Source organism: Solibacillus sp. FSL H8-0538 (assembly GCF_038003525.1).
In the GTDB taxonomy this organism is placed as follows: Bacteria; Bacillota; Bacilli; order Bacillales_A; family Planococcaceae; genus JBBOPI01.
On sequence record NZ_JBBOPI010000001.1, the window covers coordinates 3,164,230 to 3,180,000 of the forward strand.

Sequence of the window (15,771 nt, forward strand, 5' to 3'; positions counted from 1 at the left end):
GGCGACGAACGTTTGGAGGTTTCAACTATCATGCCAACTTAATCAAAATTACCGTTGGTGTCCGCATAATACGGACATATTAAATAGCACCGGCGAGTAGTTAAACCCGCTAGTGCATGCGTTACTTATGCGTTATAAACCTCGGATGGCCGCCGTTGAGATTGCTGGTGCGTGAGATACTTTCGGTTTGTTGCGTTCAAGCTGAATCAACGCTTGTCGCTCGATAAATTTAGCTTTCAACGCTACATACTCCTGCGCCTTTTCTTTTCCTCGCGATTCTGCGTCGTTAAATAACCTAGATAAAGCCCCTGCGTCTGCACGATATCGACTTACGTCGACCGATGAAACGTCGAACTCGCCTGCTTTCTCGATTACTTTCTCGTCACCTTTAAAAATTAGTGTACCGTCCCCACTTATCTGAAAAACCATTGCCATATAAATCGTCTCCATTCGTTTTTAGTTTTTAATTATTGCGGAAAAGAAGGCGCTTATTGCTGCGCCGATTCCGTTGTTTCCTCTTGCCCCGGTGTTTCTAAATATTTCTCGGGATCGTTTAGTTTATCTGCGTCTAATCGTACTGCTCGGAAAATGGAGTCAGTAATTGCTGTACCTGCTAAGAAAATAGGCGTTGTTTCTGCATTTTCAAAATACGCTAACGTCTGATTTGCTACCTCAATCTCAGGCGTTAATGTTTTCTTCTCAATACGTTCTAATAATTTCCCTAGCGACAAACGGTGTTCTGACGTACCATTCGAGGCTAATATGCTACCTGCGATTGCAGGAAATTCATTTTTAATCTGCTGCGCGAAATATGGTTCGTTTCCGTAACGCTGAATGAACGCGTCAACTGCTTTAATAGAAGAACCAACGTTTAATCCGATCAATGCTTTCGCTTTAACGTCGGCTAGTTCTTGGGAGAACAATTTTACGAAAGCCGCATCCTTCGGCGCTTCGAAATCGGTTGTCTTAATTTGCAACGCAATATCGCGCGCTTGCTGTGCATATGCAAGATAGTCTTTTCTCATTTGAGCAGCGTTCGCTAATGCTTGCTTTTTGTATTCAGCCTTCATCGCGTCAATACGTTTCGCTTTTGCACCAGGCGTCCATTCTTCATTACGTCGGATTCTATCTTCTTCCTCGCGAATAATCGCCTTTAATTCTGACGCTAATTTAACAGTTTGGTTTGATTTGATCTCGTACGCACCTGTTGCTAGTTCCTGCATTTTCTCGATTAATTTTGTCATTTTGTTTAATCCCCTTTGTTTTTAATAGTTTTATAATTTGTTCTAACTCCGAAATTTCAAGCGGTAGCGAATCGCATTATTTAACCTCCGTCGTTAATTCGAACGCTTCATCTGCAAAGCCTTGTTTCCATGCTTCGATTTCGCTTGGCGTAGGCTCACGATTTAATAAACGACTAGCAAATTGCTTAACAAATTCATGCCACAAGTCATCTGTAAAACGTTCACTAGACTGATAGAAGTCGTAAACATGTAAACGCCCTTTTGACGTATTACAACCGCGATGACAAGCAACGATATTGTCGTCAATGTTGTGCCCTGCGTTTCCGCCAACATGGTAAACATGGTCCATTACAAGTTCATTAGCGTCGCCATTGATACGATTTCCTTCCTCACCACAATAGACGCAATGTGTGGCTGACATCATGCGTTGAACAATTTCGTCAGTGTAGTATGTTGGCCTATTTGATCGGTAACTGTGCTTACGCTCTCGTTCACGTTGATAGGCCCCGCTCTCGTACCTGTGCTTACAACGGCAAGATTTGCAACGATTTGTATGACCATCTTTATTACGCTTTTGTGCTTCAAATTGACTTAGTGGCTTCTCTATATGACAGTGCCTACATACTTTTTTACTTTCTAGTGTCTGTTTTTCCATATCTCTCAATCTCTCCCTCAATCGTTTTAATAGTTTGCAGTATTTCATCGCGTACCTTTACGCCCGCCGATTGGACTTCTGCCAAAGCATTTAGATACAAAATTAATAGCCTTAGCCGCTCATTCACTCGCTCACCTCCTCAAAAACGCTTTACTTTTGACAAGATTCATGTTATTATTTATTATGGATAAGTTTAGTTAATTTTCTTGATTTGTCCGCAAAAATAAATAAACCTTCGTCAAACTCAATTTTTTGCACTATCTTAGCCCGAGTTAATAAACTCATAGTTCGCGCGCCACTCTCGATATTAGAGATTGTGCTGTAACCTACTCCGACCATCTTAGCGAAATCCTTTTGTGACACACCTAAAGTCCCTCTTAATTCCTTTAACTGTTCACCGGTCATACTGTTATCCTCCTTTTACTATCGTTTACTCACATGTTACCCAAAAATAAATACGGGCTATTGCCCCTTATACTTCTATATGGACATCCAATACAGTAACTATGCACTTTCTCGTTGTTTTTTCGAACGTATTTTCGCATTTTCTACTTCACAATGTGACTGTGTTGATCGTTTCCATTCACACGTTACTTTGTCCTGTACTCTGCCATGCTGCAAGTCGCAAACATAACGTCTATTATCGTGAGCGTAGAATACTTCGCCACATTCAATGCACTCTCGCACCCTTTTAACGTCAAGGCGTCTAATACGGCGCAAAGCATCGTCGTAATCGTATCCATCGTTAGCATACAAGCGTGCATATCCTTTAGCTTTCGACTTCTCCCGAAGTAGCACCCGCTTAAATTTCCGAATATCCATCGGGGACACTCCGTCTGCATCGCTTTCAATTACTCGCTCACCTACGGCTGATTGTTGCTGAACAACGCTAAACTCCGACATATCATACGCTGACATGGTCGTCTGTTTCGGTAGTCTGTATTTACGCAAATGATCGAAATCCTCTGCGGAATCACGGTCACTTTCATCTTGCGAATAAATGCCGACAAGTCGTTTTCTGTCTTTCGCGTTGTCACGTAGTACCTTATCGACTCCATGTACCGGATAATCTTCGTGCTTTTCTTCTGCCGCTTTAATTCTCATGATAAAATCCGCTAATACTTCTGCTATCGTATAGCCTCGACTGAAATCTTTTAATCGCGTCGCTGGATGACGTAAGAACGGCTTATCAACTTTAATTTCTGTAGCATCTGCCCACAACGCATTAAACACCCTTGCCATGTCATTGCGATACTTAGTAGTAACCTTATCGTTTGTATAGTGCTTGTACCACACGTCGTAAATTGCGAGTTGTACTTTCGCTTCCGCACGTGAAATCTGATACATACTAGACATGCGTTTTTCGTCTAGTTCTTGTTTCGTTTCGTTGGTTGTAGCCATTAAATCGTCCCCTTTTGTGGTTTTGGTTTTATCGTTAGGTTTAAAGTGTCCCTTTTTGAACTTAATAACTATATATATTAGGAGTATTGGGAGTAGCGCTAACACCGACTCCAACGTCCCGTAAACTCCTTACGCGTTACTACTCGTCGCAGTTCTCTCTCCGACAATAGCAAGTAGGAAACGTCGACTAATGATTGAGCGTCTGTAACCTCGATTCCTTGCTCGTTTGCACACGGCTTTTCAATTAATATTCGATACCGGTTCGGCTTATAAAACGCGTGACCACTTTCCCGACTTTTAGCCTTATCCAGTTCACCTTTGCGGGCATATTCGATAAATCGGACCTCTACTAGCTTTTTTATCGCCCTATTTACTGTATCTCGCGCATTTGTACCGACCATTCGCATAGCGGTAGACATCGTTAAATAGAACGTTTCTCCGTATCGCTTGGACGTTACTAGCATCGCATAGGCTAGCTGTTTCTGTCGGAATGTTCCGACACTCAATACCGCAAGTATCTCCGATTTATAAATGGTGACGGTCTTATCTGCGTTACCTAGCTTGTAATCGTTGCCGAACGCTAGCTTAACGATACGGCGCGCTTCTTTCTCCCACATTTCCGGCTTGCTACCTTCGCTGAAATAATCGGCTGGCGTTGCGTGTAATACGCCTAAAATTAAATCGATAGCGTCGTCTTGCTCGTAACCTTGCGTATTGCAAAACGCTGCGAGTAATACCGTTGTTTCATGGCGAGTGTTACTTCCGAGCAAACGGCCGGCTTTCAAAATATCCGTTACTTTCGAAAATGCCTGCGATTCCGTGACGACTGTAATATCGACGTTTGTCCGCTCTCTTACCTGGTCGAACTCGGCTAGCTGCTCGGGCGTAATTTCGATTAATGCGTCAAGAATAATCGCGTGATCCATCGGTTCAACTTCATTAAGATAGTCGAACGATTCAATCAGCTCTAGCGTCACGTTATCTACGAACCAACAACGAGAGTCCGTCTTTTGGTGTATGCCCAGCGGAATCTTAACCGCCTGTGTGTACGTTGGACGAAATTCGACGTTATTACTTTCTAAATCCGCAACAGCTAATACCGCATGATAAAACGATTTGGAATCCGTTAGCTTAATCGCTTTATCGAAAAATAAATCAACGTGATAGCCTTTGTTTCCGCTGAATGATACGTGTATATCTTTACGCGATATATGAAACTCGTTTTCTAGCGCATCGATAATTTTATAAGTAGCCCAACGCGCCATATCGCGGTTATCTGCGTAATCAATATCGAATGTAATGAACTTATTGACTGTATTAGCGTTAAAAATTCCGTAAGTGTTTACACCTTCCAGGTGACGAGTAAGCATGTAATCATTCAAGGCCCAAACGGTAGGCGACTTGTCTTTATTGAGCGTGCTATATCCGAGCGCAGTTTGGATAATATATTTTCTGCGAGTTGATACGTAAAGTTCGTTCAATTTTGCGATAGTGTCGTTCGGTTTCTGTCGTTTCAATATTCATCGCCCCTTACTTGATAATTCCGCTAGTTTACGGTCAAATTGTTCGTCACGTTTGAAAATGAATACGATGTTTCCTGCGCGTTTGCTCGATGTGTCTACGTCAATTAGTTGGCAACCCCTATTTAACAATGCTCGGGCTATTCGTAAGGATAAAATACATTTAGTGTCTGTCATTTAATCTACCTCCTAAAGTGTCCCTTTTTGAACTTAATAACTATTTATATTAAGGAGAAGCTATTGGTAGTGAGAGAAAGGCTGTGTGTATAGCTTGCTGCTGATGAGACGGATTTCAGTTTCACGCGCCCACCTTACCTCCTATAAAATCACCGTCAATAATTTTACAATCAATCGTTACAATCCCTTTCCGTGCGTCTATTTCAGCCTGTATAATTCCCATCCGTGCTTGCACACTCTTAAATTGCGTCTCCAACGCATCGACCGTTGTCTGCTCTGCACTCGCTATTGCCGTCTCCATAAAGCCCTGTGTCGCTGTAAATGTGTCGAAATAACGATTAACAGTTTGTAATGATCGCGTTAAATCGTACATAGGAGATTCTTCTTGCGAACGAACTACCTTCTCTAATTTTTCGAGGTGTGCGATTCTTTCATATGTGTGCGCCAGTGACTGCTCCATCTGACGACTGTCTGCAACCATTTCTTCATACTTGCGCTGCATTTCTTCGGGAATGACTTCGATAATTTCCGGCTCCTGTTCCAACGCTTGTTCCAATTGACTAATTGCTATCCGCTCACTCTTTTGAGCTGATTCGACCTGTCCTTCAAGAGCGTATGTCTGTTCTAGTAATTCGGTAACATCGGACTCACTTTTCGCTAGACGCTTCTTTAAGTCATCCAATTCGCGCGAGGTCATTTCGTCTATTGTCTTTGTTTGGCCGCCCGGCAAAGTATGAGACTTCTCAATTACTTCCGCAATATCGCCAACTGTGCTAGAAATCTGCGCAAGTGTCAGCAATTTAGTAAGCGACTGACCCGACAGCGCTGACGCATGTTCACTCAATTCCGTATAAACCTGGATGAAACGTTGTGCTTGGCGTGGCTCAATATCCATCGACTGTAGCCATTCCGTCCATTTGCCCGATTCAATGACGCTTTCCTTTACATGCTTCAAGTGCTTACCTATCTCGAAGATTGCTTCGCCAGCCTTACGCATGTTCTTTCGGATTGCGGCCTCATTCGAACATAAGTCTAATGGTAGCTTTTCGATTTTTTCAGTTGATGTAAGTTGCATATAAAACTCTCCCTTTGCTGATTATTTGCTGTATCTCACGCCGATACTCGACGGAATTACCTTCCTACTATTAATTACTGATTTTCATTCCCAAATTGGGACATTTTCAAAAAACTCTGTCCTACTCTATCTCCCCCGTAAAATCGGAAAAAGCGGACACTCCTTATAGGTACAGTTATCGTCCTATTCATATATACCCGATTTAATTGCGTCATTTTTAATCCCTTTACTGACCAATGCGCCGAAATTTCGGATTTTGAGACAAATTTACGAAAAAACTTTCAGTTACTATACATAACGAACTTGAACCTCAATTTTTGTAACACTATTGCACAGCTATTTCTTAGAGAACTTTTCCCTACTGACTTATATACATAAATTTTCAGTTTCGCACACTTTTGCACAGCCACCTTATGACGAAATTGTGACATTATAGGCAACTGCAAAATAATCGACTACTTCTCCTTCTACTTATCTAATATAGAAAAATTTTATGGTCGGCGCACTTTCACGAAAATAAATTGCGGAAGCATTACGAATTTGGTCGTACGATAGTCGATTACTTGCATATCATCTCCTCCTTACTCTACATTGGGGAGTAAAGTACCCTCCCGAGCAACGAAATTTCGTAATTAATTTAAAATATGTCAATATACCTACGAACTATATCGTAAAATGTACGCGTGTAATTCCGTTTGATTTAGCGCCACAATCCCTTCCATGATAAACACGTCACCTTCGGTAGTAGAACGCCTGTGAGCGCCCTCTAGCAAGGCAAAACGATGTGCAGTACGTTTGTTTCTTCGATAAATAAAAAGCTAGGCGTTGGCGCACCTAGCTTTTAATGACCATTGTTGGCGCAATGATCCTTCGTATTCGTTTGCTAAAGTAAGTTGGCGCTGACTCTAGCGTATGTTTGGCGAATCGACTCGATGGTGCGAGTGAGTTCACTTATAGTTCTCCCAAATATACCGCCCGGTGATTAATTAGAAGCCGTTATTACTTCCTCTAAAGTAAGCGTCATCTTAAAATCTCTTCTCCAGCGGTTGCTTACCTTTTTACGATTGCTTACCGACGTATCAATTTCCCCGACTACATTACGTAGTGGATTTAAAACAGCATCTAATCGCGCCATTTCATCCTTCACTACTCTACGTTTTTTTAGTACGTCATGTAATTGCGCAACATAGCTTAAAGCGTATTCTCCCGATGGATCAATTCCCTCTAAGTCGTGATACATTCTACTAATATACTTATCCAAACGAGACAGTTCCCTAGTCAGTACGCCTCGTTGGTTATTTAATTCCGACAATAATCCGTTAAACTTTGAGTGATATTCACACATATCTTTTCCCCCTAACGTTTTCAGATGTGGTATAAAAATTTCGTATTACGAAGCTAAACGATCAACTTTCGCCAATACCATAAGTAGTTGCTCCGCTGTGTAGTCGATGAGATTCCCTATGATACTTGCTAATTCTGCCGTATAAACTAGATTGATATCCCGGTCATTAATCATTAACGTAGCCTCACATTCATCTTCGCAGACAATCAGCTGCACACCTGGCAGTAATTCCGTCGTTACCATCGTTACTGAATATCCATCGTCATCTAAAATTACATGCTCAATCGTTTGATTCATCTGTAAAACCCCCTAATTAGTTAATTGATACGAATATGAACATACCTATTGCTAAGCAAAGCGCTGTCGCTACGTAATACCAATGTCTAAGTTTCGCATCTTCTCCGTTTGGTCCAAAGAAGAACGCGTCAATCTTTTTTACTGTGTGTACCGTCTGTTGCGTCAGCAAGCGAATATAACCTTTAGTAAGTTCGCGATCAATGTCCTGCTTTCGCATTGGCACAGGTGCTGCTGTTCTACATTTCATGTCGGCTCACCCCTATCACTCATTAATTATTCCTTAAATTCATATTAAATGAATAATATGACTAAGTCAATATAAAACATGAATTTAATTCATAAATTATGATATATTATAAAAAACTACATAAAAAGGATGAACCGATATGAATATTACAAAGAAGATTAAAATGTTATTAGTAGAAAGAGATATGACAGCAACACAATTAGCAGAGAAAATAGATACTACTCAATCTAATTTATCTAAGAAGATGAAGAACGGAAGTTATACAGTGGCTGATTTAGAGAAGATTGCCGAAGTATTAGGCTTAGAATTAATTGTACAATTTAAAGAAAAATAAAAAATAAAGCGTAAGGCATCGTAGCCTACGCTTTTTTCTTTTGCTTTTTCTTTTCTAATGGTACGCCAATTTTACGTGCATGTTCGATTATCTTGCGTGCTTCTTCTGTAGCGCGTTCCTTCTTAGACTTCTCCATTTATACACCTCTTTGCTATATTGCTATAACCGAAGTGTTACCAGTTCTTCAAATTCTATACATAAAGCCCCCACCGCAAGCGTATCTTAAAGCCATAACGTAATGACAGTGTCACAAACATAAATCTACATTGGGGGAGACCGATTGAAGGGTAGGGGACTAAAAAAGCCTCGAATTGATAAAAAACGCGATGTGCAGCCAACTATTTCAATATCGTTAAAAGACGTGATTTATCGAATCAGTTACATCATTGACAGGCCCGTTAAAACGATTTGTGAGGAGACTTGTATTCATGGTTTAATGTCAAAAAAAGTGCTCGACGAATTATCGCAGCACTTCAAAAGGAGCGTTCAATTTCAGAACACGATGTATATTGGACGGCTCGACAATCCATCGGTGCAACGCATGTCCATCATGACCGCTAAAGAAAGGATCGGCATACGTTTTAAAGCGTTTGACTATGAAAATATAAGCACCCTCGCCTTCGCACTTGGCGTAACACCTTCACGCGCAACTGCATTGCTACTCGAAGCCAGTATTAAAGATAACGACTTTATCAACGCATACCTGGAAAAACACCTCGCCTATACACTTGACGACAATCGCATGAAAGAACTCCGTAAAGTTATCCGCTACCTCAATATCAACAATCCATATGACGAAAAAATCTCATGGCTCGCCCTTCTGACGTATATATTCAACGAAGTAAAAGACAGCGCTGTTTCTGTGCATGATACGTTGGTCGATTATCTGAACAAATGGCGGGATTAGGTTAACCGTTTTCCCAATTTGACATGCGTCAGAATTACGCATACTTCCCGTACAAAAACATCTGACATTTTCGTCTGACACGTGTCAGTTAACGGCTTAAACGCGACTAGTTGTTTTCTGACATGCGTCAGTTTCTCCGATGTTTGCTGACAGTTATACCGTCAGTTGCATCGTATTTCACATAAAATCACGTATATTCTTCGATTTTTATGTACTTTACGCTTGACGTAATTTAGGGCTTACCACATCATGAAGCCGAGGGAAAGTAGAGCGGTTTGGCGCTGAAAATGATTGCCTACGTCTATGAATCATAAAATAGAATCATAGACATAGACAACCATTCACATATTTCATGAATCCTCGGTCAAGCGTCGCGTATTCGTATGCCCCTGTTTAAATGTGAACTTTCGTTCGATACGTCTACTATTCACTTCTGCCCCAATAGTTAAGCGAAACTACGATTTGTCGTAGAGTGCTTTGTGTGACGTATCTTGCTATGCCGTAGCATATCAGACCTTCCACCCTGACCGATTATGTGCGTCAACCACATTCACACTCAACGAGAAACAAGGAACTCGCGTATAGAGTGCTAGACGTTTGTTTGCGGCGGGAACGTCATAACCGGTCAAGGTTAGTTTTACAACGTATTACTAGGTTTCCACGTTGCAACTACCGGAAAAATAGGCACACTTAAATAAGCCATACGATTGAATTTTTTTCGCAATAGCTGTACAATAGCAGTATTGGTGTATACACGCTATCGATTTCCGGTAGTTGTATTCAGTTAAGGTCGGATGTTAGCGCATCCGGCTTTTTCTATTTTTAAAGATTATTTAACGGACTAAATTCTCGGTGCTTATCGTGAACTTCCGTTGAAAATAGATTTACGTAGGTTTTGACCATTTCCATCGTCGAGTGTCCGAGTATTTTCTGTAACTCGAATATGCCAGCACCGTTCATTACGCTCATTTTGGCGAACGTATGGCGTAGGGTATGAGGTGAACAACGAACGCCTTTAATGTCCGCTAGATTGCCGTACTTTCCTACGATTTTCTGTAAGGTGCTACGTGTCATTGCCGTTCCATCTAACGTGACAAATAACGCATCAGTCTCCGCTGTCCCTCTTAACCGTAAATACCGTCTAATTTGCTCTTTCATCTTCGCTTGAATCGGTACATAGCGATGATAATGGTTCTTTGTATTCCGTATAAAAATTAATCCCTCCGACAACTTAACGTCCTCAACTAAAATTCCCGTTGCTTCATTGAGCCGGATTCCCGTTTCTAATAGTAGTAATAAAAACGTGTAATCGCGCTGCCCTGTAAACGTACGCTTATCAGTTGCGTTAAGTAGTGCGTGTAATTGCTTAACCGTAAATGTTTCAATATTGTTTTTACGGTCTTTGAGTAACGAAATTTTCGCTATCTCACCGTCAGCTAAATACTTGTTATCAACGAGCCAATTAAAAAATGCTCTTACCGCACGTAGCCGTGAATTTATCGTAGTAGTTTTACGATTGTCCGCCTGCATGTCCACCACGAACGTATCAATATCCTTACGTGTAATATCGTGGATAAGCAGCGAGTGATCGCGCATTTCTAAATACCGTCTAAAACTATTTAATTCTTTGCGGTAGAATATTAACGTAAATTCTCGTAATCCCCTTCGTTCAGCATCTTTTAAGAACGCTTTAAACGCCTCATCAAACGATGTAACCTGCTTAGATACCGAGCGACTCACCGTATCGAGTTCGCGCCCGTTCAACTCGTTATTACGCCTAGACATAGAAAAAGACCGCCTTTCTATTGGTTAATAGAAAAACGGTCCATGCTCGCTAATGCAAACGACTAATTTTACGCACATTATACGCAAAAAAAGACGCTTCACATACGTGTGAAACGCCTTTGTAACGCTGTTTTTAGATACCGGTAACCAGGGTCGAACTGGTACTCCCGAGGGAACGCGATTTTGAGTCGCGCGCGTCTGCCAATTCCGCCATACCGGCATAGATATTACACATAAAATTGGAGCGGAAGACGAGGTTCGAACTCGCGACCCCCACCTTGGCAAGGTGGTGTTCTACCACTGAACTACTTCCGCACTGATCGTAAAAATGGGTATAAAAAAAACCGGCTATACCGATTTAAGTAATGGAGGCGGCAACCGGATTTGAACCGGTGGTAGAGGTGTTGCAGACCTGTGCCTTACCACTTGGCTATGCCGCCTTGAAATTGGAGCGGAAGACGAGGTTCGAACTCGCGACCCCCACCTTGGCAAGGTGGTGTTCTACCACTGAACTACTTCCGCTTAATAAAATAAAATGGCTGGGGAACCTGGATTCGAACCAGGGCATGACGGAATCAAAATCCGTTGCCTTACCGCTTGGCTATACCCCAACATGTTATAAAAATTAACTATTGAAATTTAATGGGGCGACTGATGGGAATCGAACCCACGAATGCCTGAACCACAATCAGGTGCGTTAACCACTTCGCCACAACCGCCATGATGTTAAATATGTTACCTTATAAAAATTTAAATAGAAAAAATGGGGCGACTGATGGGAATCGAACCCACGAATGCCTGAACCACAATCAGGTGCGTTAACCACTTCGCCACAACCGCCACTATTAATATTTAAATTGGCAGGGGCAGTAGGAATCGAACCCACATCAAAGGTTTTGGAGACCTCTATTCTACCGTTAAACTATGCCCCTGTAAAAATGGTGGAGGGGGACGGATTCGAACCGCCGAACCCTAAGGAGCGGATTTACAGTCCGCCGCGTTTAGCCACTTCGCTACCCCTCCAGGAAAATCATTAAAAATGGTGCCGGCGAAAGGAGTCGAACCCTCGACCTACTGATTACAAGTCAGTTGCTCTACCAACTGAGCTACACCGGCATTTTAAAAAATATGGTGGGTCAGGACGGAATCGAACCGCCGACACTTAGAGCTTCAATCTAATGCTCTACCAACTGAGCTACTGACCCATATTTTTTATGTATCTTATTTAAAAGATGGCGGTCCCGACCGGGATCGAACCGGCGATCTCCTGCGTGACAGGCAGGCATGTTAACCGCTACACCACGGGACCATTTTGGTTGCGGGGGCCGGATTTGAACCGACGACCTTCGGGTTATGAGCCCGACGAGCTACCACTGCTCCACCCCGCGACAATACTATTTAATGTTTGTAAATAAATTAGATGGTGGAGGATGACGGGCTCGAACCGCCGACCCCCTGCTTGTAAGGCAGGTGCTCTCCCAGCTGAGCTAATCCTCCATCTGGTTAGTTAAATATAATAAATGGTGACCCGTACGGGATTCGAACCCGTGTTACCGCCGTGAAAGGGCGGTGTCTTAACCGCTTGACCAACGGGCCATTTAAGTAATCTCTTGTTGTTTAAATTTGGCTGGCGGAGAGTAAGGGATTTGAACCCTTGAGGCAGTGTTAACCGCCTACACGATTTCCAATCGTGCTCCTTCGGCCGCTCGGACAACTCTCCAAGATTCGAAAGAATGGCTCCGAAGGTAGGACTCGAACCTACGACCGTCCGGTTAACAGCCGGATGCTCTACCACTGAGCTACTTCGGAATAATTAAATTGTAAGCCTAGCAACGTCCTACTCTCACAGGGGGAAGCCCCCAACTACCATCGGCGCTAAAGAGCTTAACTTCCGTGTTCGGTATGGGAACGGGTGTGACCTCTTTGCCATCATCACTAGACTTTTTTTGAAAGACAATAATTATTATATCACATCTGAAGAATTTTTCAAGTGTTTTTTAATATATTTTTGTAATTTCATCAAGAAATTATTCTTTCAAAACTGGATAAACGGTTCATTGAATGCAATTCATAATGTAATAATGTGGTTAAGTCCTCGATCGATTAGTATTCGTCAGCTCCATGTGTCGCCACACTTCCACCTCGAACCTATCTACCTCATCGTCTTTGAGGGATCTTACTTACTTGCGTAATGGGAAATCTCATCTTGAGGGGGGCTTCATGCTTAGATGCTTTCAGCACTTATCCCGTCCATACATAGCTACCCAGCGATGCCTTTGGCAAGACAACTGGTACACCAGCGGTATGTCCATCCCGGTCCTCTCGTACTAAGGACAGCTCCTCTCAAATTTCCTACGCCCACGACGGATAGGGACCGAACTGTCTCACGACGTTCTGAACCCAGCTCGCGTACCGCTTTAATGGGCGAACAGCCCAACCCTTGGGACCGACTACAGCCCCAGGATGCGATGAGCCGACATCGAGGTGCCAAACCTCCCCGTCGATGTGGACTCTTGGGGGAGATAAGCCTGTTATCCCCGGGGTAGCTTTTATCCGTTGAGCGATGGCCCTTCCATGCGGAACCACCGGATCACTAAGCCCGTCTTTCGACCCTGCTCGACTTGTAGGTCTCGCAGTCAAGCTCCCTTATGCCTTTACACTCTACGAATGATTTCCAACCATTCTGAGGGAACCTTTGGGCGCCTCCGTTACTCTTTAGGAGGCGACCGCCCCAGTCAAACTGTCCGCCTGACACTGTCTCCTACCCCGCTAAGGGGCATGGGTTAGAAGTTCAATACAACCAGGGTAGTATCCCACCGACGCCTCCTCCGAAGCTGGCGCTCCGGGATCTCTGGCTCCTACCTATCCTGTACAAGTTGTACCAAAATTCAATATCAGGCTACAGTAAAGCTCCACGGGGTCTTTCCGTCCTGTCGCGGGTAACCTGCATCTTCACAGGTACTATAATTTCACCGAGTCTCTCGTTGAGACAGTGCCCAGATCGTTACGCCTTTCGTGCGGGTCGGAACTTACCCGACAAGGAATTTCGCTACCTTAGGACCGTTATAGTTACGGCCGCCGTTTACTGGGGCTTCAATTCGCAGCTTCGCTTGCGCTAACCACTCCTCTTAACCTTCCAGCACCGGGCAGGCGTCAGCCCCTATACGTCACCTTACGGTTTTGCAGAGACCTGTGTTTTTGCTAAACAGTCGCCTGGGCCTATTCACTGCGGCTCTCATGCGCTTTAACACGCTCAAGAGCACCCCTTCTCCCGAAGTTACGGGGTCATTTTGCCGAGTTCCTTAACGAGAGTTCTCTCGCACACCTTAGGATTCTCTCCTCGACTACCTGTGTCGGTTTGCGGTACGGGCACCTCTCACCTCGATAGAGGCTTTTCTTGGCAGTGTGAAATCAGGAACTTCGTCCATACGGACTCGCCATCACAGCTCAATGTTAAAGTATGCGGATTTGCCTACATACACACCTTACTGCTTGGACGCGCACAACCAACGGCGCGCTTACCCTATCCTACTGCGTCCCCCCATTTCTCAAACGGTGAGGAGGTGGTACAGGAATATCAACCTGTTGTCCATCGCCTACGCCTATCGGCCTCGGCTTAGGTCCCGACTAACCCTGAGCGGACGAGCCTTCCTCAGGAAACCTTAGTCATACGGTGGACGGGATTCTCACCCGTCTTTCGCTACTCATACCGGCATTCTCACTTCTAAGCGCTCCACCAGTCCTTCCGGTCTGACTTCAGCGCACTTAGAACGCTCTCCTACCACGCATACTCAAAGTATGCATCCACAGCTTCGGTGAATCGTTTAGCCCCGATACATTTTCGGCGCAGCGTCACTCGACCAGTGAGCTATTACGCACTCTTTAAATGATGGCTGCTTCTAAGCCAACATCCTGGTTGTCTAAGCAACGCCACATCCTTTTCCACTTAACGATTACTTTGGGACCTTAGCTGGTGGTCTGGGCTGTTTCCCTTTTGACTACGGATCTTATCACTCGCAGTCTGACTCCCGTGTATAAATATCTGGCATTCGGAGTTTGTCTGAATTCGGTAAAGCGAGATGCCCCCCTAGTCCAAACAGTGCTCTACCTCCAGTATTCTCAATCACGAGGCTAGCCCTAAAGCTATTTCGGAGAGAACCAGCTATCTCCAGGTTCGATTGGAATTTCTCCGCTACCCACACCTCATCCCCGCACTTTTCAACGTGCGTGGGTTCGGGCCTCCAGTAAGTGTTACCTCACCTTCACCCTGGACATGGGTAGATCACCTGGTTTCGGGTCTACGACCACGTACTAATTCGCCCTATTCAGACTCGCTTTCGCTGCGGCTCCGTCTTATCAACTTAACCTCGCACGTAATCGTAACTCGCCGGTTCATTCTACAAAAGGCACGCTATCACCCATTAACGGGCTCTAACTACTTGTAGGCACACGGTTTCAGGATCTATTTCACTCCCCTTCCGGGGTGCTTTTCACCTTTCCCTCACGGTACTGGTTCACTATCGGTCACTAGGTAGTATTTAGCCTTGGGAGATGGTCCTCCCGGATTCCGACGGAATTTCACGTGTTCCGCCGTACTCAGGATACATTCAAGAGGGAATGAACTTTTGACTACAGGGCTATTACCTGCTATGGCAGACCTTTCCAAGTCGCTTCGTCTAGCTCATTCTTTTGTAACTCCGTATAGAATGTCCTACAACCCCAAAGAGCAAGCTCTTTGGTTTGGGCTATTCCCGTTTCGCTCGCCGCTACTCAGGGAATCGAAT

At 43.8% G+C, this 15,771-nt stretch carries 15 protein-coding genes, 17 tRNA genes and 2 rRNA genes (1 of these 34 only partly in view); 2 read left to right on the forward strand and 32 right to left on the reverse strand.

What is annotated here, in order from left to right:
• Nucleotides 1-132 precede the first annotated feature (132 nt).
• The 12 genes from MHH87_RS15155 to MHH87_RS15210 form a co-directional block, all read right to left on the reverse strand.
• Nucleotides 133-435, reverse strand: coding sequence for a hypothetical protein (locus MHH87_RS15155; RefSeq protein WP_340750083.1), 303 nt, complete (start codon nucleotides 433-435; stop codon nucleotides 133-135).
• Between the two features lie 53 nt (nucleotides 436-488).
• Nucleotides 489-1,244, reverse strand: a complete 756-nt coding sequence (locus tag MHH87_RS15160) for a hypothetical protein (RefSeq protein ID WP_340750084.1) — start codon at nucleotides 1,242-1,244, stop codon at nucleotides 489-491.
• 76 nt (nucleotides 1,245-1,320) lie between these two features.
• The gene (locus MHH87_RS15165; RefSeq protein WP_340750085.1) at nucleotides 1,321-1,899 is read right to left on the reverse strand and encodes an HNH endonuclease; all 579 of its coding nucleotides are present in this window, start codon (nucleotides 1,897-1,899) and stop codon (nucleotides 1,321-1,323) included.
• The gene (locus MHH87_RS15170) at nucleotides 1,874-2,026 is read right to left on the reverse strand and encodes a hypothetical protein (protein WP_340750086.1); all 153 of its coding nucleotides are present in this window, start codon (nucleotides 2,024-2,026) and stop codon (nucleotides 1,874-1,876) included. Before MHH87_RS15170 ends, MHH87_RS15165 begins: the two co-directional genes overlap by 26 nt.
• A gap of 47 nt (nucleotides 2,027-2,073) precedes the next feature.
• Entirely contained in the window at nucleotides 2,074-2,304 is a 231-nt protein-coding gene (locus MHH87_RS15175) for a helix-turn-helix transcriptional regulator (RefSeq protein ID WP_340750087.1), read from the reverse strand.
• Between the two features lie 99 nt (nucleotides 2,305-2,403).
• Nucleotides 2,404-3,300, reverse strand: coding sequence for a hypothetical protein (locus MHH87_RS15180; RefSeq protein ID WP_340750088.1), 897 nt, complete (start codon nucleotides 3,298-3,300; stop codon nucleotides 2,404-2,406).
• 98 nt (nucleotides 3,301-3,398) lie between these two features.
• Entirely contained in the window at nucleotides 3,399-4,817 is a 1,419-nt protein-coding gene (locus tag MHH87_RS15185) for a TOTE conflict system archaeo-eukaryotic primase domain-containing protein (RefSeq protein ID WP_340750089.1), read from the reverse strand.
• Nucleotides 4,818-4,820: 3 nt separating this feature from the next.
• Nucleotides 4,821-4,997, reverse strand: a complete 177-nt coding sequence (locus tag MHH87_RS15190; protein WP_340750090.1) for a hypothetical protein — start codon at nucleotides 4,995-4,997, stop codon at nucleotides 4,821-4,823.
• A 121-nt stretch (nucleotides 4,998-5,118) separates the two neighbouring features.
• Nucleotides 5,119-6,072, reverse strand: a complete 954-nt coding sequence (locus tag MHH87_RS15195; RefSeq protein WP_340750091.1) for a DUF3102 domain-containing protein — start codon at nucleotides 6,070-6,072, stop codon at nucleotides 5,119-5,121.
• Nucleotides 6,073-7,054: 982 nt separating this feature from the next.
• On the reverse strand, nucleotides 7,055-7,417 hold the full coding sequence (locus tag MHH87_RS15200; RefSeq protein WP_340750092.1) for a hypothetical protein: 363 nt from the start codon (nucleotides 7,415-7,417) through the stop codon (nucleotides 7,055-7,057).
• A gap of 45 nt (nucleotides 7,418-7,462) precedes the next feature.
• A complete protein-coding gene (locus MHH87_RS15205) occupies nucleotides 7,463-7,714 on the reverse strand; it encodes a hypothetical protein (RefSeq protein ID WP_340750093.1) in 252 nt (83 codons plus the stop codon).
• A gap of 16 nt (nucleotides 7,715-7,730) precedes the next feature.
• The gene (locus tag MHH87_RS15210; protein ID WP_340750094.1) at nucleotides 7,731-7,961 is read right to left on the reverse strand and encodes a hypothetical protein; all 231 of its coding nucleotides are present in this window, start codon (nucleotides 7,959-7,961) and stop codon (nucleotides 7,731-7,733) included.
• Nucleotides 7,962-8,100: 139 nt separating this feature from the next.
• Here MHH87_RS15210 and MHH87_RS15215 point away from each other — a divergent pair, with 139 nt between their 5' ends.
• Nucleotides 8,101-8,295: a helix-turn-helix domain-containing protein gene (locus tag MHH87_RS15215; protein WP_340750095.1), complete on the forward strand. Its 195-nt coding sequence runs from the start codon at nucleotides 8,101-8,103 to the stop codon at nucleotides 8,293-8,295.
• A 280-nt stretch (nucleotides 8,296-8,575) separates the two neighbouring features.
• Complete coding sequence (locus MHH87_RS15220) at nucleotides 8,576-9,202, forward strand: hypothetical protein (RefSeq protein ID WP_340750096.1); 627 nt, start codon at nucleotides 8,576-8,578, stop codon at nucleotides 9,200-9,202.
• An 822-nt stretch (nucleotides 9,203-10,024) separates the two neighbouring features.
• On the opposite strand, the gene MHH87_RS15225 is transcribed toward MHH87_RS15220, so the two are convergent.
• From MHH87_RS15225 to MHH87_RS15320, 20 genes are all read right to left on the reverse strand, one after another.
• Entirely contained in the window at nucleotides 10,025-10,987 is a 963-nt protein-coding gene (locus MHH87_RS15225) for a tyrosine-type recombinase/integrase (RefSeq protein ID WP_340750097.1), read from the reverse strand.
• A 138-nt stretch (nucleotides 10,988-11,125) separates the two neighbouring features.
• Nucleotides 11,126-11,207 (reverse strand) — tRNA-Leu (locus MHH87_RS15230).
• A gap of 20 nt (nucleotides 11,208-11,227) precedes the next feature.
• Nucleotides 11,228-11,302: transfer RNA gene (locus tag MHH87_RS15235), tRNA-Gly, on the reverse strand.
• 51 nt (nucleotides 11,303-11,353) lie between these two features.
• Nucleotides 11,354-11,427: transfer RNA gene (locus MHH87_RS15240), tRNA-Cys, on the reverse strand.
• Between the two features lie 7 nt (nucleotides 11,428-11,434).
• Nucleotides 11,435-11,509: transfer RNA gene (locus tag MHH87_RS15245), tRNA-Gly, on the reverse strand.
• A gap of 14 nt (nucleotides 11,510-11,523) precedes the next feature.
• Nucleotides 11,524-11,598 (reverse strand) — tRNA-Gln (locus MHH87_RS15250).
• 32 nt (nucleotides 11,599-11,630) lie between these two features.
• Nucleotides 11,631-11,706 (reverse strand) — tRNA-His (locus MHH87_RS15255).
• Nucleotides 11,707-11,751: 45 nt separating this feature from the next.
• A tRNA-His gene (locus MHH87_RS15260) sits at nucleotides 11,752-11,827 on the reverse strand.
• Nucleotides 11,828-11,845: 18 nt separating this feature from the next.
• A tRNA-Trp gene (locus MHH87_RS15265) sits at nucleotides 11,846-11,919 on the reverse strand.
• Between the two features lie 7 nt (nucleotides 11,920-11,926).
• Nucleotides 11,927-12,010, reverse strand: a tRNA-Tyr gene (locus MHH87_RS15270).
• A 17-nt stretch (nucleotides 12,011-12,027) separates the two neighbouring features.
• A tRNA-Thr gene (locus MHH87_RS15275) sits at nucleotides 12,028-12,103 on the reverse strand.
• 13 nt (nucleotides 12,104-12,116) lie between these two features.
• Nucleotides 12,117-12,192, reverse strand: a tRNA-Phe gene (locus MHH87_RS15280).
• Nucleotides 12,193-12,220: 28 nt separating this feature from the next.
• Nucleotides 12,221-12,296, reverse strand: a tRNA-Asp gene (locus tag MHH87_RS15285).
• A gap of 4 nt (nucleotides 12,297-12,300) precedes the next feature.
• A tRNA-Met gene (locus tag MHH87_RS15290) sits at nucleotides 12,301-12,375 on the reverse strand.
• A gap of 33 nt (nucleotides 12,376-12,408) precedes the next feature.
• Nucleotides 12,409-12,484: transfer RNA gene (locus MHH87_RS15295), tRNA-Val, on the reverse strand.
• Nucleotides 12,485-12,508: 24 nt separating this feature from the next.
• Nucleotides 12,509-12,583: transfer RNA gene (locus MHH87_RS15300), tRNA-Glu, on the reverse strand.
• A 32-nt stretch (nucleotides 12,584-12,615) separates the two neighbouring features.
• Nucleotides 12,616-12,707 (reverse strand) — tRNA-Ser (locus tag MHH87_RS15305).
• Nucleotides 12,708-12,721: 14 nt separating this feature from the next.
• Nucleotides 12,722-12,796 (reverse strand) — tRNA-Asn (locus MHH87_RS15310).
• 15 nt (nucleotides 12,797-12,811) lie between these two features.
• A 5S ribosomal RNA gene (gene rrf, locus MHH87_RS15315) occupies nucleotides 12,812-12,927 on the reverse strand.
• Between the two features lie 143 nt (nucleotides 12,928-13,070).
• A 23S ribosomal RNA gene (locus MHH87_RS15320) occupies nucleotides 13,071-15,771 on the reverse strand; it runs 229 nt beyond the window's last position.